Source organism: Labrys okinawensis (genome assembly GCF_047345005.1).
Taxonomy (GTDB): Bacteria; Pseudomonadota; Alphaproteobacteria; order Rhizobiales; family Labraceae; genus Labrys; species Labrys okinawensis.
This window is the reverse complement of record NZ_CP178864.1, coordinates 3,619,875-3,641,473: the sequence shown is the minus strand read 5'-3', so window position 1 is coordinate 3,641,473 and position 21,599 is coordinate 3,619,875. Positions and strand designations below refer to the sequence as shown.

The following is a 21,599-nucleotide window of genomic DNA, read 5'->3' as shown; positions in this document are numbered from 1 at the left end:
CCGCGCCCGGAGGCACGGCCGTTTCCTGTGTCGTCAAGCCTCAATGCGCGACGACAGCGCCGGCATCGTCACCGGCAACCACCGGCGGCGGAGCATTCTTGTCCTCTTCCCAGACGATCGGCTCGGGCATGCGCACCAGCGCCTTGCGCAGAACCTCTTCCATCCGGGACACCGGCACCAGCTCAAGGCTGTTCTTCACATTGTCCGGGAGATCGGCCAAATCCTTGGCATTCTCTTCAGGGATGAGCACAGTCTTGATACCGGCGCGCAGGGCGGCCAGCAGCTTCTCCTTCAGGCCACCGATCGGCAGCACGCGACCGCGCAGGGTGACCTCGCCCGTCATGGCGACATCGCGGCGGACCGGGATACCCGTCATCACCGACACCATGGCGGTGGCCATGGCGATGCCGGCGGACGGACCGTCCTTGGGCGTAGCGCCTTCCGGCACATGCACGTGGACGTCGCGCTTGTCGAACAGCGGCGGCTCGATGCCGTAGTCGATCGCCCGCGAGCGGACATAGGAGGCCGCCGCCGAGATCGATTCGCGCATCACATCCTTCAGATTGCCCGTCACGGTCATCCTGCCCTTACCGGGCATCATCACCGCTTCGATGGTCAGAAGCTCGCCGCCGACTTCCGTCCAGGCGAGGCCCGTCACCGCGCCGACCTGGTCTTCCAGTTCAGCCTGGCCGTAGCGATAGCGCGGGGCGCCCAGATACTCTTCGAGCAGAGCCGGGGTGACACGCACGCTCTTCTTCTTGGACATCAGGATGTCCTTGACGGCCTTTCGGGTCAGGTTCGAGATCTCGCGCTCGAGGTTACGCACGCCGGCTTCCCGCGTATAGCGGCGCACCAGAGTGAGCAGGGCCTCGTCATCGATGGCGAACTCCTTCGCCTTCAGACCATGCTTCTGCACCGCATTGGGGATGAGGTGCTTCTTCGAAATCTCGACCTTCTCGTCCTCCGTATAGCCGGCGAGACGGATGATCTCCATGCGGTCCAGCAAGGCGGGCGGGATGTTGAGCGTATTCGCCGTCGTCACGAACATCACGTTCGACAGGTCATAATCGACCTCGAGGTAATGGTCGTTGAAGGTCGAGTTCTGCTCGGGATCCAGCACCTCCAGCAGGGCCGAAGACGGATCGCCGCGGAAATCCATGCCCATCTTGTCGATCTCGTCGAGCAGGAAGAGCGGATTCTGCTTCTTGGCCTTGCGCATCGACTGGATGACCTTGCCGGGCATCGAGCCGATATAGGTGCGACGGTGGCCGCGGATCTCGGCTTCGTCGCGCACGCCGCCGAGCGACATGCGGACATACTCACGGCCCGTCGCCTTGGCGATGGACTTGGCGAGCGACGTCTTGCCGACGCCCGGAGGACCGACGAGGCACAGGATCGGGCCTGTCAGCTTGTTGGCGCGCTGCTGCACCGCGAGATACTCGATGATGCGATCCTTGACCTTCTCCAGGCCATGGTGATCGGCATCCAGGATCTCCTGGGCATGCGGCAGATCCTTCTTGATCCGGGACTTGTCGCCCCAGGGCAAGGAGATGAGCCAGTCCAGATAGTTGCGCACGACGGTGGCTTCGGCGGACATCGGCGACATCTGGCGTAGCTTCTTCATCTCGGCCTGCGCCTTGTCGCGGGCCTCCTTGGAGAGCTTGGTCTGCTTGATCTTCTGCTCAAGCTCGCCGAGTTCGTCCTTGCCTTCCTCGTCGCCCAGCTCCTTCTGGATCGCCTTCATCTGCTCGTTGAGATAATACTCGCGCTGCGTCTTCTCCATCTGGCGCTTGACGCGCGTGCGGATACGCTTCTCGACCTGAAGGACCGAGATTTCGCTTTCCATCAGCGAGAGAACCTTCTCCAGGCGCGCCGGAATCGACAGGATCTCCAGCACTTCCTGCTTGTCCGAGATCTTCACCGCCAGATGGGCGGCGATGGTGTCGGCCAGCTTGGAATAGTCCTCGATCTGGGTGACCGTGGCTACGACCTCGGGCGAGACCTTCTTGTTGAGCTTCACATAGCTCTCGAATTCGGACACGACGGACCGGGCCAGGGCCTCGGCCTCGACCTTCTCGCCATTGCCATCGCCCAGAACCTCGGCCTGGGCCTGGTAGTAGTCGTCATGGCTCGAATAGTGAATCACCTTCGCGCGGTCCACGCCCTCGACCAGCACCTTCACGGTGCCGTCGGGCAGCTTCAGGAGCTGCAGGACAGTGGCGAGCGTGCCGAGCTTGTAGATTGCGTCTGTAGCCGGATCATCCTCGGCAGCATTGAGCTGCGTCGCCAGCAAGATGTGACCGTCGGTACGCATGACCTCTTCCAGTGCCCGGATCGACTTTTCCCGGCCGACGAAGAGCGGAACGATCATATGCGGAAATACGACGATGTCGCGAAGCGGCAGCACCGGAAAAGTACCGACAGTGCCAGCCGGCACCGGGGGACGCTGTTTATTCGTTGTCATTGCTTATCCTTTCCTGCGCCGTATCACGCTGCAATAGCCGTGCCAGCGGCGCCACCCTCCCTGGTCAACGCGAGACCCGACCCTGAAGGCATTCCCAACCACCCCGAATGGGCGCAGTTGTTTCAATGCTGATTAGGTGGAGAGCAGTGAGCACAGTGTCAAGCCAGCCCGTGCCTGTAAATTGAGCTGGTCTGACTTTGTTTTACTCTCAACAAATTGCCTGTGTAATTTCGCACAGACACGATCGAAAATTGCACCGGATCCTTGCCTTTCATCACCGGCAACTTGGTCGTTTCAAGCAAAAAACCATGCTGGAACGCAGAAGTGTTGGCCGCCAAACGGCTTTGATTCGACCGGCTATTACAAGGGCCAGATTAATCCCCCGGCTCCCGAGGCGCAATCCGCGGTGACGCAACCAAGGGCCTGTCTCGATCAAACCTTGTAACAAACCCTAACAAGCAAGCGCCGGCGTTCGCGGCCGGCACTGCGGAATGTCAGGGCTTGCGGACGAGCTTCAGGCGGTCGAGGAGACTTCCTGCTTCTCCGAGTAGATGAAGAGCGGCTTGGCCGCGCCATCCACCACTTCCTTCGAGATCACCACTTCCTCGACACCGTCGAGGCCGGGCAATTCGAACATGGTGTCGAGCAGGATACCCTCCATGATCGAACGCAGGCCACGCGCGCCGGTCTTGCGCTCGATCGCCTTCTTCGAGATCGACGACAGAGCCTCCTCCTGGAAGGTGAGGTCGATGCCTTCCATCTCGAACAGGCGCTGATACTGCTTGACCAGAGCGTTCTTCGGCTCGGTCAGGATCTTGATCAAGGCCGGTTCGTCGAGGTCCTCAAGCGTCGCGATCACCGGCAGGCGGCCGACGAACTCAGGGATCAGGCCGAACTTCAGCAGGTCCTCCGGCTCGACTTCGCGGAAGATCTCGCCAGTGCGGCGATCCTCGGGCGTGGTCACATGCGCGCCAAAGCCGATGGACGTACCCTTGCCGCGGCCCGAAATGATCTTCTCGAGCCCGGAGAAAGCACCGCCGCAGATGAAGAGGATGTTGGTGGTATCGACCTGCAGGAATTCCTGCTGGGGATGCTTGCGCCCACCTTGCGGGGGAACGCTCGCCACCGTGCCTTCCATGATCTTCAGGAGCGCCTGCTGCACACCTTCGCCCGAGACGTCGCGGGTGATCGAGGGATTGTCCGACTTGCGGCTGATCTTGTCGACCTCGTCGATATAGACGATGCCGCGCTGGGCACGCTCGACGTTGTAGTCGGCCGCCTGGAGCAGCTTGAGGATGATGTTCTCGACATCCTCGCCGACATAACCGGCTTCCGTCAGCGTGGTGGCATCGGCCATGGTGAAGGGCACGTCGATGATGCGGGCCATGGTCTGGGCCAACAGCGTCTTGCCCGAGCCGGTCGGCCCGATCATCAGAATGTTGGACTTCGCCAGCTCCACGTCGCTGTGCTTGGTGGCATGGTTGAGGCGCTTGTAATGATTGTGCACGGCTACAGAGAGCACGCGCTTGGCCTGCATCTGGCCAATTACATAATCGTCGAGCACCTTGCAGATCTCGCGCGGCGTCGGCACGCCGTCACGTGATTTAACCAATGAGGACTTATTCTCCTCACGGATGATGTCCATGCACAGCTCGACACATTCATCGCAGATGAAAACGGTCGGGCCGGCGATGAGCTTGCGAACTTCGTGCTGGCTCTTGCCGCAGAAGGAGCAGTAGAGCGTGTTCTTCGAATCGCTGCCGGCCTTGGTCATGGCGTCCCCCTTTCGGGCTCTCTCGGCGGAACAGAATTCCGCATAATTCCGCAGGATACCATTCTGCGGGATAACATTTCGTTAGGCAAAGGCCGTGCCAATCGCCTGGCCCCTGCCATTCTCGGTACGAGCGCACCAGATTTCAGCATGATGCTGGAATCTAGCGCCGCCCACGTCAACAGGTCATTAACGATATCCATCGCAACGAACTGTGGCGAAACTCTTGCGCCCGGAGATTCGAACCAAGAATCCCTGGGCCTGTCATCCCAAGACCTGTCTCAGGACTTCGTGCCCACTTCGTCCGGCCGCTTCTCGAGCACCTGGTCGACAAGGCCGAAAGACCTGGCCTGCTCGGCGTCCATGAAGTTGTCGCGCTCGAGAGCCTCCTGGATCTTCTTTATGTCCTGGCCGGTGTGGCGGACATAGATCTCGTTGAGGCGCTGCTTCACGCGGCGAGTCTCCTCCGCATGGATGAGAATGTCCGTGGCCTGGCCCTGATAACCGCCCGAGGGCTGGTGCACCATGATGCGGGCGTTGGGCAAGGCAAAGCGCATGTTCTTCGCACCGGCCGCCAGCAGGAGCGAGCCCATCGAAGCAGCCTGGCCGACGCAGAGCGTCGAGACCGGGCAGCGGATGAACTGCATGGTATCGTAGATCGACAGGCCGGCAGTGACCACGCCACCCGGCGAATTGATGTACATGGCGATCTCTTTCTTGGGGTTTTCGGCCTCAAGGAAGAGCAGCTGGGCGACGGCGACGGAGGCCATATAGTCCTCGACCGCGCCAGTCAGGAAGATGATGCGCTCGCGCATCAGGCGTGAGTAGATGTCCCAGGACCGCTCGCCCCGGTTGGTGCTCTCGACCACCATCGGGATCAGGTTGTTGGTGTAGTAATCGACAGGGTCGCGCATCAATTATCTCCAGAAGGCGAATCTAGGCATTCGGTGTTCCCTCTCAGGGCGGGGATTGCAGGTTCATTTGTCAAGTGAACCTTCGCCCCCGGCAGCAAGAACGGACAGGCACCGAAAGGGTCGAGAGTGGAGCCCGCCCCACGTCAGAGAGAGCCCCTCTGTCGCAAATGTGTCGTCGAAGTGCCCACCGCAAGCCCCCCTGCCCGCCCCTTTTTGCATGGCTCCTGCACAGGTAACGACAGTGGCCGGGACATGCCCGGCCACTGCATCGGATTTCCTTGGACCGAGATCTATCCGGCCACCGCATCAGACGTTTACAGAGGAGGCCGCGTGCGGCACTTACTCTGCAGCCTTCGCGGCCTTGGCCTTCTTGGCCTTGGCCGGCTTCTCTTCGGCAGCGGCGGCGGGAGCAGTCTCCTCGTCGTCTTCCTTGAAGAGCTCTTCCTTGCTCACCTTGTTCTCGGTGATCTCGGCCTGACCGAGGATGTAGTCGACAACCTTGTCCTCGAAGATCGGAGCGCGCAGCTCGGCAATAGCCTGCGGATTCTTGGTGTAGAACTCCCAGATCTGGCGCTCCTGGCCCGGGAACTGGCGGGCGCGATCGATCACGGCGCGGGTCGCTTCTTCCTCAGTCACCTGGATCTTGTTGCTCTCGCCGATCTCGGCGAGCACGAGGCCCAGACGCACGCGGCGGGCCGCGATCTTGCGATAGTCTTCCTTCGCGGCTTCCTCGGTGGTGTTTTCTTCCTCGAAGGTGCGGCCGCTCTGCGCCATCTCGCGCTCGACCTGTTGCCAGACATTGTCGAACTCCTGCTGGAACAGGGTCGGCGGCAGATCGAAGGAATATTTGGCGTCGAGCGCGTCGAGGAGCTGGCGCTTGACCTTGCTGCGCGAGGCCGACGCATATTCATTCTCGATCGAGGTCTTGATCACTTCCTTGAGCTTGTCGAGCGACTCCAGGCCGACCGACTTGGCGAGTTCGTCGTCAACAACCAGCTCACCCGGGGCCTGCACAGCCTTGACCTTGACATCGAAGGTCGCGGCCTTGCCAGCCAGCGTGTCGGAGGCGTAGTTCACCGGGAAGGTGACGTCGATGATCTTTTCCTCGCCGGCGGTGACGCCGATCAGCTGATCCTCGAAGCCGGGGATGAAGGTGTTGGAGCCGAGGTCCACCGAGATGTCCTCACCCTTGCCGCCCTCGAATTCGACGTCGTCGATCTTGCCGACGAAATCGACGATCACGCGGTCGCGGCTCTCGGCCTTCGACTTGGCCTTCTTGTCGCTATAGGTGACATTGCGGCGAGCAAGGTCCTCCAGGCGCGACTGCACCTCGGAATCCTCCACATCGGCCACGGGCTTGCCGATCTTGATGCCCGTGACGTCGCCGACCTCGAAGGTCGGCAACACTTCCACGGCCACGGTCCAGGCGAGATCGGCCTTGCCGTCGAGAACCTTGGTCACGCCTTCATCGTCGGCGCCGAAATCCAGCTTGGGCTCCATGGCCAGCTTGATCTGGTTGTCATCGACGATCTTGCGGTTGGCCTCGCCTACGAAATTGTTGACGATGTCGGCGGTCACCGAGCGACCATAGAGGCGGCGAAGATGCGCCACCGGCACCTTGCCCGGGCGGAAGCCGTTGACACGGACCTTGGTCTTCATGTCCTCGAGCTGAGCGTCGGCGCGAGAGGCGATATCGGCCGCCGGCACAACCACTTTGAATTCCCGCTTCAGGCCATCGGCCAGGGTCTGGGTCACCTGCATAAATCTTGTCCCGAATCCGTGAGTTCGTTGCCGCCCTTTATCCCGGCTTCGAAGACAGACGGTTGTGTCGGCGGGGAAGCGGCGTTCCCACGACTTTCAACACCGGAGAAAGATATCCGGTGGCCCGACACGACTGAAAGCCCAAAACCTTGGGATAACAAGGACTTACCTTATACCACCCTCCGGCGCCAATACGGCCCATCAGGCCCTGGGGCGAAGATGTGGCGCATCATTGGCCACGTGGGGTGGCGATTGGATTGGGGCTTTTACATCCACCGCCTTGTGGATTGCAAGCTGTTCTGTGGCTCTTTTTGGTATAAACGGGCCGACAAGAGGCCGACGGGACCAGTTGCGCCCTTCCTTGCCATCCGCGACAGAAAGCACTTGCCAAGGGTTTGCTCTTCGTGTCACTGCGCGTTTTGAAAGATCACCTTTCGCTTTGCCCTGCTGGTGGAACTGGTAGACACACGAGATTTAGGTTCTCGCGCCGAGAGGCATGGGGGTTCAAGTCCCTCGCAGGGCACCATACGGCAATGGCGCGCGGCGGCTTGTCGATAGGTTTCCTTGCCCGATGGCAAGGAGGGCTTCAGAAAGCTTCGACACCGCAGTTGCTGCAGCAGATGATCGTGTCGCCCCGCGCAGTGCTAATCCTGATTAGATCGAATCTCGCTATAAGCACATCCACAAGGAGGGTATCGCCCCTTGAGATAGGGATGGGTGTCTTCCAGGAATCAAACCTCGCCATCCCGTAGTCACAAGGCTTGCTTCTCTAGCCGCTATAGCATGTAGGCAGATATCTCTCTCGGGGGAGCGTACGCATGACGCACAACCACCAGCACGCGCATGACCACGAAGGGCACGGCCACGGCGGTCACGTCCACGCGCCCGCCAATTTCGGGACGCGCTTTGCGTTGGGCGTGGCGCTCAATGCCATATTTGTGGTGATCGAAGTCGTCTACGGGCTACTCGGCAATTCGGTCGCGCTGCTGGCGGACGCTGGGCATAATCTGTCGGATGCGCTCGGCCTCGGCGTCGCTTGGGCAGCTGTCATCTTGGCGAAGCGCAAGCCCACCAGCCGGTTCACCTACGGCCTGGGGGGCACTTCCATTCTAGCGGCCCTGTTCAACGCCGTATTCCTGCTGGTCGTCGTCGGCGGGCTGACATGGGAAGCCCTTCAGCGCTTGTCACAGCCAGAGCCAGTCGCCGGCAAGACCGTAATGATTGTCGCTGCTTGTGGCATCGTCCTGAACGGTTTCTGCGCGTGGCTGTTTGCATCAGGCAGCAAGGGCGACCTGAATGTGCGTGGCGCGTTCATGCATATGGCCTCGGATGCTCTCGTCTCGCTTGGCGTTGTCGTTGGGGGGCTCGTCATCCTGCTGACCGGATGGCACTGGATCGACCCGGCGATAAGCATTGTTGTCAATGTCGTGATCGTCGTTGGGACGTGGAGCCTGCTGACCGGCTCGCTCACCATGTCGCTCAACGCGGTGCCGCCCGGTATCGACATGGATAAGGTGCGCACTTTTCTGCTCGACCTGCCGGGCGTGAGTGATTTGCACGATCTGCACGTCTGGTCCCTCAGCACAACCGAAACCGCGCTGTCCTGTCATCTGGTTATGCCGGAAAGCCCGCCCTCCGATGAAACGCTGTTTCATGCGGCCGAAGAGTTGAAGGAGCATTTCGGGATCGGGCATGTGACGCTGCAAACTGAGAAGGCGCCTTCCGAAGCACACATGGCGACCGTCCATAACCAGTAGCGAGAATGACCAGCAATGGTCTTTGACACTTCAGATCTCGAGGAGGCCGACCAATCCTTCCTTCCAGGCGCATTCAGGAGAGCGTCGTAGTCAGGTCTTTATCAACCCGGCCAGCGCCGTCGGAAGCATCCCCGGCAAGTCATCCGCCGTCAGCCCTACCCCGAACTGGTTGGCCGCCTCGCCATGCAGCCAGACGCCGGCGCAGGCCGCATCGAAGGCCGGCATGGCCTGTGCCAGCAATCCGCCGATCAGGCCCGACAGCACATCACCCGATCCGGCGGTCGCCAGTGTCGGCGGCGCGTTGGCGTTGATGGCGGCGCGCCCGTCCGGCGCGGCGATCACGGTATCGGCGCCCTTGAGCAGGACCACGGCGCCGGTTGCCTCGGAGGCTGCCCGGGCGCGTTCGAGCTTGGAAGCATGCTTGCTGGAGATATCTTCGAACACACGTTCGAATTCGCCCTCATGAGGAGTAAGCACGACGGCGCCCTTCGCAGCCCGTAGCGTCGCGATGAAACGGATGCGCTCGGCGGCGAAGGCGGTGAGCGCGCCGGCATCGATTACCACCGCCCGGCTCGCGCCCAGGGCCATGTCGACCCGCGAGCGGGTCTCCTCATCCGGCGGCAGTGCCGGGCCGATAACGAAGGCGTTGCGCCTCTTGTCCTCGAGAATGGCGGCAAGGCCCTCCAGCCCATCGCAGCGCCGCACCATGATGGCGTCGAGCGCGGCGGCATGAATGGGCAGGGCATCGGAGGGGCTCGCCACGGTGACGAGGCCGGCGCCGGCGCGCAGCCCCGCCCTGGCCGCCAACCGCGCGGCGCCCGTGCCCTCGATTCCGGCCGACAGCACGACGAGATGGCCGCGGGCATATTTATGACCCTCAGGCATCAGGTGCGGGAAGTGCTGCCGCCACAGCACCGGCTGGTTGGCAAAGGTTTTCGGCTTTATCGTCTCCAGAACGCTTTCGCTGATGCCGATATCGGCGACCCGGAGCGCGCCGCAATTGACCTTCCCCGGCACGAGGAGATGGCCGGGCTTGCGCCGGAAGAAGGTCACGGTCTCCTGCGCCTTGATGGCGACGCCACGGATCTGCCCGTTGTTGCCATCGATACCCGATGGCAGGTCGACCGCGATGACATGCAGGCCTGAAACGTTGACACGCTCGATCAAGCCTGCGAGCGGCCCGGTGATGTCGCGCGAGAGCCCTGCGCCGAGCAGTGCGTCGATGACGATGCCTTCCCGGGACAGCGTCAGGGTGAAGGCATCCTCGATCGGTGAGCCCCATTGCTCGGCGGCATAGGCGACCTCCCCACCCAGCGAAGAGACCAGCCCGATCATGCCCAAGCGCACCCGGTAGCCGCGCTCGCGTAAAATTCGGGCCGCCACGAAGCCGTCACCGCCATTGAGGCCGGTGCCGCAGAGGACGAGGATGGGGGTGTTGAAGGGCCAGCGCGAGGCCGCATCCGCGACGGCCCGCCCTGCCCGTTCGAGCAACTGGCCGGCCGTCATGGTTTCCGCAATGGCAAGACGGTCGGCGTCGGCCATTTCGGACGGACTCAACAATTCGATCAAGATCCCCTCCAATCCCCTGGTTCATATGCGCCACCTCGTCGCATTCGGTCGAAAAATCATCAAAAAATGCGTTGCTGTGCGAAAATTACACTTCGCAATCGCACAATTTGTTGGCAGGCTGGCGAAACTTTGTGCAGTCTTGCTGCGTCACCTGCCCAATTCCCGGCCCTCAATACGACAACACTTTGAACGTAAACACGAATTTTCCTGTTGGCGGTTTGGCATGCGACCTGCTACCAGCAAGAAGGTTTCTGCGCACTATGTGCTGAAATCGAGGAGACCCCATGAAGAAAATTGAAGCCATCATCAAGCCCTTCAAATTGGACGAGGTGAAAGAGGCGCTGCAGGAGGTTGGCCTGCAGGGAATTACGGTGACGGAGGCAAAAGGCTTCGGGCGGCAGAAAGGCCACACCGAGCTTTACAGGGGCGCCGAATATGTCGTCGATTTTCTTCCCAAGGTGAAGATCGAGGTTGTGGTGCCCGACGAGCGTGTCGAGCGCGCCATCGAAGCCATCCGCAAGGCTGCCCAGACCGGGCGCATTGGAGATGGCAAGATTTTTGTCCTCAATATCGAAGAAGCCATCCGCATCCGTACCGGCGAGAGCGGCCTCGACGCTATCTAAGCAAAAGTGGGCAGATCGCCTAGCGCCAAGGTGCTTTGCGATTTTGCGCTGTCGCCAAGAACCGCAAAGACGCGTTCGAAACAAGGAGTTGAAGCAAAAGAGCGTTTATGCCCAAACGCGCTTTGCTTTAGGAAACCGTGCCTAGAGAAGGAAAGGCTATATGATGAAGACCGCCAAGGACGTCCTGAAGGCGATCAAGGACAATGACGTTAAATATGTCGATTTCCGCTTCACCGATCCGCGTGGCAAGTGGCAGCACGTAACCTTCGACGTCTCCCTGGTGGACGATGAGATCTTCACCGAAGGCACGATGTTCGACGGCTCCTCGATCGCCGGCTGGAAGGCGATCAACGAATCCGACATGTGCCTGATGCCGGATCCGACCACGGCGACCATGGACCCTTTCTTCTCGGCCGCCACGATGTCGATTACCTGCGACGTGGTCGAGCCCTCGACAGGCGAGGGCTACAGCCGCGACCCGCGCGGCATCGCCAAGCGCGCCGAGGCCTATCTGAAGTCGACCGGCATCGGTGACACCGCCTTCTTCGGCCCCGAGGCCGAGTTCTTCGTGTTCGACGACGTGCGCTTCAAGGCCGATCCCTACAACACGGGCTTCAAGCTCGATTCGACCGAGTTGCCCTCCAATTTCGACACCGAATATGAAGGCGGCAATCTCGGCCACCGCATCAACACCAAGGGCGGCTACTTCCCAGTTCCCCCGCTTGATTCTGCGCAGGACATGCGCTCGGAAATGCTCGCCGCCATGCAGCAGATGGGCGTCGTGGTCGAGAAGCATCACCACGAGGTCGCCTCCGCCCAGCACGAGCTCGGCATGAAGTTCGGCACGCTGGTGAGCATGGCCGACCACCTGCAGATCTACAAGTACTGCATCCACAACGTCGCCCACACCTATGGCAAGACGGCAACCTTCATGCCCAAGCCCGTGTTCGGCGACAATGGCTCGGGCATGCATGTGCACCAGTCGATCTGGAAGGATGGCAAGCCGGTGTTCGCGGGCAATAAATACGCCGACCTGTCGGAAACCTGCCTCTACTATATCGGCGGCATCATCAAGCACGCCAAGGCGCTGAACGCCTTCACCAATCCGGCGACCAACTCCTACAAGCGCTTGGTTCCGGGCTATGAAGCACCGGTGCTGCTGGCCTATTCGGCCCGCAACCGCTCGGCCTCCTGCCGCATCCCCTACACCACGAACCCGAAGGCCAAGCGCGTCGAGGTCCGCTTCCCCGATCCGGCGGCGAACCCCTATCTTGCCTTCTCGGCCATGTTCATGGCCGGCATGGACGGCATCCTGAACAAGATCGACCCCGGCTCTGCCATGGACAAGGATCTCTATGATCTCCCGCCGAAGGAGCTCAAGAAGATCCCAACCGTCTGCGGCTCGCTCCGCGAAGCGCTCGGCGCCGTCGACAAGGATCGTGACTTCCTCAAGAAGGGCGGTGTGTTCACCGACGACTTCATCAATTCCTATATCGAACTGAAGATGCAGGAAGTGATGCGCTTCGAGATGACGCCGCACCCGGTCGAGTTCGAGATGTATTACTCGGTTTAAGAAGCCCAAAATCCAGGGGCACAGATCGAAGGGCCGGTGCGGCAACGCATCGGCCTCTTTCTTTTGGACTTGCCGACCGGTTTCATATCGGCGTCAGTGCTGTTCAATAAACCTCGAACAACTCCACGAAGGTCGGCAGTTCCAGCAGGAAGTCCGGATCTTTCTCCAGATGACGCGTGCGCGTGACATCTTCGCCTGAGAAGGCGCGGATAGCTTCAAGGCTCGGCCAGTAGGAGACCACCATGAATTCGGCTTGGTCCCCGCGCAGCGCGCGGAACATCTCCACCTTGATGTTGCCGGGAATGCTCTCGATCTTGCGTACGCCCGCCTCGTGCAGATAGCGCGAATAGGCCTCGAAATCCTCCTTGCGCGTCCGCCCCCGCCAGATACGGATGAACTTCGGCTTGTCGTCGCTATCCCCAATCATGGTCTCCTCCTTCAGGTTCGCGCCGGCATCCTAGCCGCCGTAGTGGCAATGCCGATGCCAGTGCATACCGTGATCAGACCTGCAATGATGTTCCAGCGCAACGGCTCATCCAGGAAGACCTGGCCGGCGAGGGATGCCATGATCGGATTGACTGCCACTGAGATGGCGACCAGCGTCGGTGTGGTGCGGGTGATGGCGAAGGCCCAGAGGAAAAAGATGAAGGCGCTTCCGACGATGCCGAGATAGCAGCAGGCCAGCCATTGCCCCGGCGCGAGGGCGGAGGTGCGCGAGAGGCCCCCATCCGCGGCCGAGATCGCGACGAGGCAGAACGCTCCCACGCCCATGGCCACGGCGGTGAAACGGATCGGCCCTGAGCGGAGGATGAGCGGGCGGGACCAGATGGTGTAGAGGGCCATGCAGAGCGCAGCGCAGACCATCAGGAGATCGCCTTGCCAAGCGCCCTCCGGCGCATTGGCGAGGCCAGAAAGCAGTGCCAGTGCCACGCCGGCCATGGCGATGAGAACCCCAAGCGTCTTGCGCGCCGTGATCGCTTCGACGCCGAGCCCCGCTCCCACCACCATGGTCAACAGTGGCAGGGTCGAGAGCGCCAGCGCCCCGCGCGCCGCCGTGGTGAAATGCAACGAGGCATTGAAGAAGAAAGGGAACACGGCAAAGAACAGCACGCCAAGGCCGGCAACCCGCGGCCAGTCCATCTTGGCGGGCCAGGCTTCCTTCTGCAGCGCGGCCACCGGCAAAAGGAAGAGGAAGCCCAGGCCGAAGCGCAGGGCACCGAGCGATATTGGATCGATCATTCCAGACAGAGCACGCGTGGCCACCACGGCGGTACCGCCGATGCCACTCGAAAGGACAGCGGCCAGAACGCCCCACATCGCCAGCTCTCCGAAACATCAACCTCACCTCATCTACGCGCAGGCGATGCCATAAAGGAATTGAATTTCTGCCATGCTGGTCATCATATTCCGTTATGACCCAGCCACTTCTCAACCCCGAACTCCTGCAAGCCTTCGTCGCAGTGGCGGATAATCGCTCCTTCACCCGCGCCGCCAGCCTGCTCAACCGCACCCAATCGGCGGTGAGCATGCAGATCAAGCGGCTGGAAGAGCGCTTGGGCACGGAACTCTTTCACCGTACCAAGGCTACCGTCGACCTCACCAGCGCCGGCGAAGGGCTACTCTCCTATGCGCGCCGCATCCTCAGCCTCAATGAGGAAGCCATCGGGCGGCTGCGCCAGCATCACCTCGAAGGACGCGTGCGCCTCGGCGTGATGGACGATTACGGCACACTGGTGCTGCCGGCGCTGCTTGCCCGTTTCATCGCCCTCTATCCGCGTATTCATGTCGAGATGGAGACCGGCCTCACCAGCGGTATGGTCGGCCGGCTCGGCGAAGCCTATGATCTCGTCGTCGCCATGCATCCCGAGGGTCATCGGGAAGGCGAATTGCTGAGGCGCGACCAGGCTGTCTGGGTCACCAGTGCCGCGCATCGGGTGTGGGAGATGGATCCCCTGCCCGTGGCGCTCTACCCGCATGGCTGCCTCTTCCGCCGCTGGGCCATCGAGGCGCTGGACAGTTCCGAGCGGGCCTGGCGCCTCGCCTTCATCAGCCACAACCTCTCGGCCGTCGAGGCGATCGCGGCGCAGGGCCTGGCCGTGACCGTCGTCAAGTCGAGCTTCCAGCCAGCCAGGCTGCAGGTGCTGTCGGGCGAACACGGTCTGCCGCCGTTGCCCGCGGCGGAGATCCGCCTGCACCGCGCGCCGAGCCTCTCCAGGGCAGGCGCCCTGCTGGCCGATCACCTGAGCGAGGCGATGAGGGCCCTGCCGCCAATCCTCTCCGCAAGATAGATCAAGGCCGGTGGTGTAAGACAGGGCGAAACAGGAGAGCACCTTGCCGCCAGCCCCATTCGACAATCCGCTGGTCGCCGCCAAATTCGAGGCCCTACCTGGCTCCCTGCGCCAACCTTTGTTGCATCTGCGCCAGACCATCTTCGATGTCGCGGCAGGGCTACCACAGCTCGGCGGCCTCATCGAAACACTCAAATGGAACGAGCCGGCTTATCACGCCGTGAAGGCGCGGATGGGCACCACCATCAGCATCAATGCCCATCGCGGCTCTCTGCGCTGCTATGCGCTCTATTTCCCCTGCCCGACGCAGCTAGCCGCCATGATCCAGCAGCACTACCCTGAGACGTTCAGCATTGAAGGCAGCCGCGCTTTGCTATTCGACGTCGGGGCGACCATTCCGGCCGAGCCGCTGCGTCACTGCATCGCCATGGCCCTGACCTATCATGTGCATGCCAAACGCGGCGTCTGATTTTCCGCCACTCCCGCACGATCACACAGAATCTCCGCTCGCTTTTTTGCCGCGCTGATAGCAATCTGCCGGCATGCAGGCGGATTGACGACATGAAGACCATCGCTTTCCTCATCACGGCCATGGTGCTCGCGGCGCCCCCCGCTCTCGCGACCGATAAGTTCCCACCGCCCGACCTCACGCTCGACCAACCCAAGCCGGCGCAGCTCAAGCCCAAGCCGGCCAAGGCTGCGCCGCTGACGAAGGCCAAGTCGCAATGGAGCGCCGATGACAGCGACAAGCCGGCTAAGACCTTCGGCGACGGTGCCAACAGCGCGTGCTGCAAGCTGAGCGTCACCGCCAGGCAACGCCCGCTCTACCCAAATATCGGTCCCGATTCCTCGTCCTGGTATCCTGATCAGCCATCCACAACGGACCAGGCTCAATAGGTCTTCCGGCTGGACTGTGCTAACAGCACCCGTGTGTTCCAAAGCGTCCTGCGATCTTGCCGAATGGGGCAGGGACCGCAAAAGCGCGTTGAAACAAGGAGTTAGAGCAATGAGCGTTTATGTGTAAGCGCGCCTTGCTCGAAGGGATACGCGCGTGTCGAAAGAAATATGGCTGATTCGCCACGGCGAAAGCACGGCCAATGCCGGCTTGGCCACCAAGGATGCTTCATCCATAGCACTGACCGACAAGGGCTGGCACCAGGCTCGCGAGATGGCGGAGAAATTCTCCGCGGCGCCCGACCTGATCGTGGTCTCCCCCTATTTGCGCGCCCGCCAGACGGCCGGGCCCACGGCGGAGCGCTTTGCGGATACGCCGATCGAAACCTGGCCCGTGCAGGAATTCACCTATCTCTCGCCGGTGCGCTGCGCCAACACCACGGTCGAGCAGCGCCGGCCGTTGGTGGATGCCTATTGGAAAGCCTGCGACCCTTCCCTGATCGACGGCCCCGGCGCTGAATCCTTCGCGCAAATGCTGGACCGGGTGCGCGAGGCGGCGAGGCGCATCGAGGCAAGTCCGGCGCGAACCATGGCCATCTTCACCCACGGTCACATCATGCAGGCCTGGCGGCTCCTCGCCAACAATCCCGCCGCGAGCGACAAGACCGATATGGAACGCTTTCTCACCGCCTTCCAGGCCCGCCCGATCGAGAACTGCGAATGGTTGTCGGGCGCAGCCTATGAGAAAGTGGCACGCAGCTGAGATTGATGACGCTTGCCCCCCTTGAACTCCGCGCTATGGCACATGACTGCCATCATATGTCACATTTCGAATGCGCAGGTCGGGAGCTCGGCGACGACGATATCGCGAGCCCCCCGGCTCACAAGTCCGCTCAGACAGTCGCAGAGACCTGGATCTCGACCAGCAACTCGGGCGCGGCGAGGCGAGCCTCGACGGTGGCACGCACCGGCAAATTGTTCATGTCGATCCACTTGTCCCACACGCTGTTCATCTGGGCGAAATGGGCGATGTCGCGCAGCCAGATATTGACGGTAAGCAGATTGGCCTTCGACGTACCGGCCTCGGCCAGGAGCGCATCGATCTGGGCCAGGATATCGCTTGTCTGGGCAACAGTGTCGGCATTGGCGTTGCTGGCCGTGATGCCGGCGGTAGTGACGATGCCGTTGGCGATGACCGCCTTGCAGAAACGCGGACCGGGGTGAAGGCGCTTGATCATGGGTCGTTCCTCTTTGTGAAACTGCGCGCCTCATCTAGCAGGCCTGCCCGCGCTCCGCCATCGCTCGAGCGTCGTTTCACGATGACGGCAATGAGAGGACGGATCGGACGGCCGACGGGGCCGCATCGGCTTCTCCAGTGGCGTCGAATATCGCATGGCATCGGATCGCGCTCGCATGGGCCTTGGCAAGAATTTGATCGGCGTCCAGCACGCTCCGTAGCTTCGCTTCGTTGATCTGGATAACGGCTCCGCCATAGTCGGACAGCAAACCTTCAAAGGCCTGGGTGGATGCAAGAGCTGGCAAACCTGAGACCAAGGCGGAACTGAGTTTCATCTTCAGCCCCGTCCCCTCAGCGGGCACCAGAGCGGCCTTGCCGCGCGCATGCACCTCCTCGATCTTTCCCACGAAGCCGAGCAACTCGATCAAGGGAAAGGGTGCAACAGCCGCGATGACATCCGGATCATCGCAAATGCGTGACCAGTGTCACGCCTGGCCAGCGCCACCTGAAGGCGTCCTTGGCGTCCTCGGTCCAGGGAAACTGATGGTGGTTTTCATGCGAATAGACAACAACATCATCAAATTCGGCGGACAGCCTGTTCACGATAGACGCCGCGCCTGCATGCGGGCCATCGACTTCAACCGCAAAGGCTGCGGTAAAGACGACTGCGACCGTGCTGAGTTTCGCACGCATTGTTTCACCAGGGTTTGCTGCCGCCTGTGACATAGAGGATGACAAAAACAAACCGTACACTCGCTTGAGCCGTGCTACGAACTTGTGTTTACCTTGTTCTTGCTTACAGAATAGCGTTTCCTCGGTAATCTTCCATAAGAAAATTACTTTTCGTCGCCATAAGAACCATCGCCCAATAGATTGCAGAAGCAGTATCCAGGAATGTATTCGATCTGAAGCACTATTGTAACTCAGGGACGTATCAAGTTTGGGCGACTTAAGGCTTCATTCTCGCCTTCGTTAGTGCGAACCCGGCACGAAAATCGACGAAAAGTGTTACGGTGTAAATCCTTTGCAGAGACAGGGTCATCCAAAAGACGGTCGCGGATTAAGGCAATTTGGATTGCCGATCCTAGGCAGATTTCGTCATACTTGATCCAATGCGAGGCTAACCATCGAAAAGGAGTCTGAGTGCGACGTCCGCATCTGACGGCTGACAGCGTTGCTACCCCCCCCTGGCAAGAAAGCCAACGCTCGAAGACGAACACTCAACAACCTTAAAGCGTTGTGCTTTCAAGGAGATCGACCGCCCAAGTTTACGAGTGCGAACATGTACGAACTGATTTCACATTTCATACATCTCCCATTAAGGCGCGCGAGCGCTCAATGAAACCCGGCTCAACAGCGCAAGGCGTTTCCTCATGTTTCTTTCTCCCGCTCTCAGCCGCGCCGCCCGAGCATTTCTTGATCTCGATATTGCCGACATGGTCAGGAAGTCCGGCGTGCCCAGGACGATTATCGCAGAGTATGAGAAGGGCGAGAGAACGCCTCAGCGGCAGGATGTAGTTGCGCTCCAGCTTGCCTTCGAGGAAGCCGGCATCGTCTTCCTCCCCGATGATGGCAACGGCCCCGGCCTGCGCCTGCGCCGCGGCATAAGGCAGGCCTGGCTGCGACCGGAAGAACTCACCGCGGAGAACGACGATTGATGGCCTCTTGATTGAGATGCGCAGGGAAGAGTTGGTGCTTCACAAAGGCCGCCTCCAGTAACCCAGGGAACAGACGGAATCGATCTAAAAGCGGAAGCATTGGTTGCATTGTAACCGTCTTCGAGGTCCGCTTGTTGTTCCCCTCATTGTCCGCGGCCTGCCTCTCGGCGACCAAAGCCTGACATGGCAACGGTCGCAATGGCTCATTCCAAACAAGACGATTTCCCGCCGCCCGCTTCTTCCGGTTCCGCAGGCCGCCGGCGCATCCTGGTGATCATCGATGCCGAGGGAGAGGAATTAGTCCGGCAACTGCGCAGACAATTCCCGCAAGCCTCCATCCATTTCGTGGACGAAGGTCCCAATGGTTCTGGCGCCACAACGCGGCTGCTGCCCGAATTCGTCTCTCAATTGGGCGCCTGCGTTCGCCAACCGCCAATGGCCCAGATTACTCCCCTGCTGACACCGCGCCAGGCAAGTATCCTGAAGCTGATCACGATGGGGTGCTCGAACAAGGAGATCGCGCGTGCGCTTTCAATCTCTCCATTTACGGTGCGCAACCACGTCTCGCTCCTCCTGCGTGTCCTCGATGTAACGACAAGGGGGGAGGCCGCGAAGATCGCCGGTCAAAAAGTCGTGAATGAAGGCCCATGAGCACGCTCCGCCACACGACAATGTCCAAACACCAAATGTACAATCATAGATTGATAAAAGAATATTAATTCCCGAAACGATTGCATTTACTTGTTGATCCAAGGATCGTTGTCATCGGCCCACGCATCGCGCGACGGCATTACCATGCGGGAGTTGCCGATGCGGCTGCGAGGTCTCGCCAGGCAACTGATCGGAGCCGGGAGTAGGATGCCTGTGTTGGGCTCACTGGTCATTGGCTCATACCAGGCGCGGTTGCCGAAGACCGGCTGGAACCAGGAGCATCCTTTCGACCGGCTCCATGGCGTCAACACCAGTGGCACATCAACTGTCCCTACGGGCGGCCAGAGCCATTGCGATCAACGTGGCGCCGCCAAAAACGAGGTCGATACCAACGATCAGGCCAATGGCCCAGAGGGCTGAACCCGGCAGTGCTGAGATGATGTAGGCGGCCAGAATGAGATCGACGACGCCATTCACCAGCATCCACTCCCAGCGGCCGGAGAGGCTGCGGCGGTGGGAGATGGCCAACACGATCATCAGGATGCCGTCGATCGCAAAAAAGGCGGTTAGCAGCAGCGTGAGCGAGAGCAAGCCCTGCAGCGGGTTCCAGATCAAGGCGACGCCGGCAAGGATGGCCAGGAGGGCAGAGATCAGCGCCCAGGCAAAGCCGGGGGCTTCGCGCGCGCGAAGAGTGGCGACGAGGCCGATGATGCCGGCAAGCAGGAAGAGCCAGCCGAGGAAGACCGTCGTCACCAGGCCCGCCAGCAGCGGCACGACGATGGCCACGCAACCCAGTATCAGCAGGATGATCCCTTCGGCGAGGAAGATGCCCCATTGGCTGAGAAGAGGTCCGCTCTGGCTTGAGGGCGTGATCGGCGGTTTCAGCGACATGTTCGGTCTCCTTCTCTTCGATGACGAATTTCGATTCCTGGGTCGATTTACGGTGATGGCGATGCCGGCCCGCGCTCGGACAAAAGCGCCATGAGCCTGTCGAGGAACGCCTTCTGGGCCGGGATGATCTTTTCTGCCGCCCGCGCCGGATCGAGCCATGCCGCACGGTCGACCTCTGGGAATTGCATGCGCTTGCCGCTGTGCGGCGGCCACTCCAACTCGAAAAGGTTGCTGCGAAGCGCTGTCACCTCGAAATCGCCCGCCTGTGCCCAGCCCTGCACCCGCTTGCCACCCGACTGTACGACCTCGCCGAGCGAGAGGAGATCGCCGGACGGCAGCCCGTGGCCCAACTCCTCCTCGAATTCCCGCCTGGCAGCGGCTTGCGGGTCCTCGCCCTCCGCGTATTCTCCCTTGGGGATCGACCAGGCACCGAGGTCCTTCCTCGCCCAGAAGGGGCCGCCGGGATGGACCAGCAGGACCTCGATCGTCTCGCCGCGCTGGCGGTAGAGCACGATGCCGGCGCTTCGGGAAGGCATCTCAAGCTCCTCAGGCTTGTCCGGGGAGAGCCCACTGTGGCGCGCTCATCTACGACTGGCAACCCCGCAGCGGTCCGGCCGTAGCCCCGACGGAATATGCATATGTATACAGTGGGACTGGACGACGCCTCAGTGGCTCAAAAGGCAGCAGACGGGGCAGCGTTGCAGCAGGACCTGCGTAACGCCGCCAAAGATCCATTCATGCAGCCAGGTATGGCCATAGGCCCCTGCCACGATCAGATCGGCGTTGGCCTGCTCGGCAAAGGCGACAATCTGTTCGGCGGTGGTGCCCCTTCGATAGGGCACGGCCTCGCTCGTGGCGGCAACGCCATGGGTCCGCAGGAAGTCGGCCACGGCCACAGTCTGCTCGCGTGCCGCCGGCATATCCTGCCGGCGCGCGAACTCAACAACGCTCACCTGCGTGGCAGCCTGGAGGAAGGGTAGCGCATCGATGATGGCGCGCCGTGCCTCCCGCGTGTTCTTCCAGCCCACGACCACCCGCGCGCCGGAGAGGCCCGGCATGCCCGGCGGCACCACCAGCACTGGCCTGCCCGATTTCATGATGACGTCGGCGGGATCGAAGGCCGACTGCGGAGCATGCAGCGTTGCCTCTGCCCGCCGACCGGCGACCACCAGATCGCTCGTCATCGCATAGAGACAGAGGGCCTCGGCGGGATAATCGAGGCGACTGTGCCAAGACGTACGAATCCGGCTCGCCGTGATGATCCGCCGGAAGCGCGCCTCCGCAGCGCGCAGGCCAGACTCGATGAATTCGAGGTCCACCATCGTCACAGCGCCGGTATGCGTTGGGCGTGCCAGAGCGGTGGGCGCCGAAACGACAGGATCGATCTTGGCGGCCGCTACGCCTGTCAGCTTGGCTCCAAACCGGCGTGCGAGCGAAATTGCCAGACGGATCCTCGCGTCACTGTCATCGTCATCCTGGACGTGAACCAGCAGATTTGGATAGGGCATGCGAAAACCAGGGACTTATCGTCTTCTTGAAGACGCAAGA

Annotated in this window: 22 protein-coding genes and 1 tRNA gene; 10 read left to right on the top strand and 13 right to left on the bottom strand. The window is 61.2% G+C overall.

Going from position 1 to position 21,599, the window contains the following annotated elements:
* Positions 1-40: 40 nt before the first annotated feature.
* From lon to tig, 4 genes are all read right to left on the bottom strand, one after another.
* Positions 41-2,464: an endopeptidase La gene (gene lon / locus ACMDCR_RS17085; RefSeq protein ID WP_413987755.1), complete on the bottom strand. Its 2,424-nt coding sequence runs from the start codon at positions 2,462-2,464 to the stop codon at positions 41-43.
* Positions 2,465-2,978: 514 nt separating this feature from the next.
* Complete coding sequence (gene clpX / locus ACMDCR_RS17080) at positions 2,979-4,238, bottom strand: ATP-dependent Clp protease ATP-binding subunit ClpX (RefSeq protein ID WP_413987754.1); 1,260 nt, start codon at positions 4,236-4,238, stop codon at positions 2,979-2,981.
* 278 nt (positions 4,239-4,516) lie between these two features.
* Positions 4,517-5,149: an ATP-dependent Clp protease proteolytic subunit gene (locus ACMDCR_RS17075; RefSeq protein ID WP_413987753.1), complete on the bottom strand. Its 633-nt coding sequence runs from the start codon at positions 5,147-5,149 to the stop codon at positions 4,517-4,519.
* Between the two features lie 339 nt (positions 5,150-5,488).
* Positions 5,489-6,910: a trigger factor gene (tig, locus tag ACMDCR_RS17070; RefSeq protein WP_413987752.1), complete on the bottom strand. Its 1,422-nt coding sequence runs from the start codon at positions 6,908-6,910 to the stop codon at positions 5,489-5,491.
* A gap of 441 nt (positions 6,911-7,351) precedes the next feature.
* On the opposite strand from tig, the gene ACMDCR_RS17065 reads away from it, so the two are divergent.
* Positions 7,352-7,436: transfer RNA gene (locus tag ACMDCR_RS17065), tRNA-Leu, on the top strand.
* 292 nt (positions 7,437-7,728) lie between these two features.
* The gene (locus tag ACMDCR_RS17060; RefSeq protein ID WP_413987751.1) at positions 7,729-8,667 is read left to right on the top strand and encodes a cation diffusion facilitator family transporter; all 939 of its coding nucleotides are present in this window, start codon (positions 7,729-7,731) and stop codon (positions 8,665-8,667) included.
* A 90-nt stretch (positions 8,668-8,757) separates the two neighbouring features.
* On the opposite strand, the gene ACMDCR_RS17055 is transcribed toward ACMDCR_RS17060, so the two are convergent.
* A complete protein-coding gene (locus ACMDCR_RS17055) occupies positions 8,758-10,233 on the bottom strand; it encodes an NAD(P)H-hydrate dehydratase (RefSeq protein WP_413993653.1) in 1,476 nt (491 codons plus the stop codon).
* A 287-nt stretch (positions 10,234-10,520) separates the two neighbouring features.
* Here ACMDCR_RS17055 and ACMDCR_RS17050 point away from each other — a divergent pair, with 287 nt between their 5' ends.
* Positions 10,521-10,859 (top strand): P-II family nitrogen regulator, encoded by a 339-nt coding sequence (locus tag ACMDCR_RS17050; protein ID WP_413987750.1) that lies wholly within the window; start codon positions 10,521-10,523, stop codon positions 10,857-10,859.
* A gap of 163 nt (positions 10,860-11,022) precedes the next feature.
* Entirely contained in the window at positions 11,023-12,432 is a 1,410-nt protein-coding gene (gene glnA / locus ACMDCR_RS17045) for a type I glutamate--ammonia ligase (RefSeq protein WP_413993652.1), read from the top strand.
* 103 nt (positions 12,433-12,535) lie between these two features.
* Here glnA and ACMDCR_RS17040 read toward each other — a convergent pair whose 3' ends face one another.
* Together ACMDCR_RS17040 and ACMDCR_RS17035 are read right to left on the bottom strand one after the other, a co-directional pair.
* A complete protein-coding gene (locus ACMDCR_RS17040; protein WP_413987749.1) occupies positions 12,536-12,859 on the bottom strand; it encodes an antibiotic biosynthesis monooxygenase family protein in 324 nt (107 codons plus the stop codon).
* An 11-nt stretch (positions 12,860-12,870) separates the two neighbouring features.
* The gene (locus ACMDCR_RS17035; RefSeq protein ID WP_413987748.1) at positions 12,871-13,749 is read right to left on the bottom strand and encodes a DMT family transporter; all 879 of its coding nucleotides are present in this window, start codon (positions 13,747-13,749) and stop codon (positions 12,871-12,873) included.
* Positions 13,750-13,844: 95 nt separating this feature from the next.
* Here ACMDCR_RS17035 and ACMDCR_RS17030 point away from each other — a divergent pair, with 95 nt between their 5' ends.
* The 4 genes from ACMDCR_RS17030 (at position 13,845) to ACMDCR_RS17015 (ending at position 16,377) form a co-directional block, all read left to right on the top strand.
* Complete coding sequence (locus ACMDCR_RS17030; RefSeq protein ID WP_413987747.1) at positions 13,845-14,720, top strand: LysR family transcriptional regulator; 876 nt, start codon at positions 13,845-13,847, stop codon at positions 14,718-14,720.
* A gap of 43 nt (positions 14,721-14,763) precedes the next feature.
* Positions 14,764-15,189 (top strand): DUF1801 domain-containing protein, encoded by a 426-nt coding sequence (locus tag ACMDCR_RS17025; protein ID WP_413987746.1) that lies wholly within the window; start codon positions 14,764-14,766, stop codon positions 15,187-15,189.
* Between the two features lie 92 nt (positions 15,190-15,281).
* Positions 15,282-15,617, top strand: coding sequence for a hypothetical protein (locus ACMDCR_RS17020; protein WP_413987745.1), 336 nt, complete (start codon positions 15,282-15,284; stop codon positions 15,615-15,617).
* Between the two features lie 154 nt (positions 15,618-15,771).
* Positions 15,772-16,377, top strand: coding sequence for a histidine phosphatase family protein (locus ACMDCR_RS17015; RefSeq protein ID WP_413987744.1), 606 nt, complete (start codon positions 15,772-15,774; stop codon positions 16,375-16,377).
* Between the two features lie 130 nt (positions 16,378-16,507).
* Here the strand turns inward: ACMDCR_RS17015 and ACMDCR_RS17010 are convergent, their stop codons facing one another.
* The 3 genes from ACMDCR_RS17010 to ACMDCR_RS17000 all read right to left on the bottom strand — a co-directional run bounded on the left by ACMDCR_RS17010 (position 16,508) and on the right by ACMDCR_RS17000 (position 17,544).
* The gene (locus ACMDCR_RS17010; protein WP_413987743.1) at positions 16,508-16,852 is read right to left on the bottom strand and encodes a RidA family protein; all 345 of its coding nucleotides are present in this window, start codon (positions 16,850-16,852) and stop codon (positions 16,508-16,510) included.
* A 76-nt stretch (positions 16,853-16,928) separates the two neighbouring features.
* Complete coding sequence (locus tag ACMDCR_RS17005) at positions 16,929-17,279, bottom strand: hypothetical protein (RefSeq protein WP_413987742.1); 351 nt, start codon at positions 17,277-17,279, stop codon at positions 16,929-16,931.
* Positions 17,280-17,313: 34 nt separating this feature from the next.
* Entirely contained in the window at positions 17,314-17,544 is a 231-nt protein-coding gene (locus ACMDCR_RS17000) for a hypothetical protein (RefSeq protein WP_413987741.1), read from the bottom strand.
* A gap of 680 nt (positions 17,545-18,224) precedes the next feature.
* Between ACMDCR_RS17000 and ACMDCR_RS16995 the strand changes: the two genes are divergently transcribed.
* Complete coding sequence (locus tag ACMDCR_RS16995; protein ID WP_413987740.1) at positions 18,225-18,509, top strand: helix-turn-helix domain-containing protein; 285 nt, start codon at positions 18,225-18,227, stop codon at positions 18,507-18,509.
* Between the two features lie 183 nt (positions 18,510-18,692).
* Positions 18,693-19,160: a response regulator transcription factor gene (locus tag ACMDCR_RS16990; protein ID WP_413987739.1), complete on the top strand. Its 468-nt coding sequence runs from the start codon at positions 18,693-18,695 to the stop codon at positions 19,158-19,160.
* 321 nt (positions 19,161-19,481) lie between these two features.
* Here ACMDCR_RS16990 and ACMDCR_RS16985 read toward each other — a convergent pair whose 3' ends face one another.
* The 3 genes from ACMDCR_RS16985 to ACMDCR_RS16975 all read right to left on the bottom strand — a co-directional run bounded on the left by ACMDCR_RS16985 (position 19,482) and on the right by ACMDCR_RS16975 (position 21,559).
* Entirely contained in the window at positions 19,482-20,051 is a 570-nt protein-coding gene (locus ACMDCR_RS16985; RefSeq protein ID WP_413987738.1) for an HdeD family acid-resistance protein, read from the bottom strand.
* A gap of 47 nt (positions 20,052-20,098) precedes the next feature.
* On the bottom strand, positions 20,099-20,587 hold the full coding sequence (locus ACMDCR_RS16980) for an NUDIX domain-containing protein (protein ID WP_413987737.1): 489 nt from the start codon (positions 20,585-20,587) through the stop codon (positions 20,099-20,101).
* A gap of 129 nt (positions 20,588-20,716) precedes the next feature.
* Positions 20,717-21,559 (bottom strand): universal stress protein, encoded by an 843-nt coding sequence (locus ACMDCR_RS16975; RefSeq protein WP_413987736.1) that lies wholly within the window; start codon positions 21,557-21,559, stop codon positions 20,717-20,719.
* Positions 21,560-21,599: the final 40 nt, after the last annotated feature.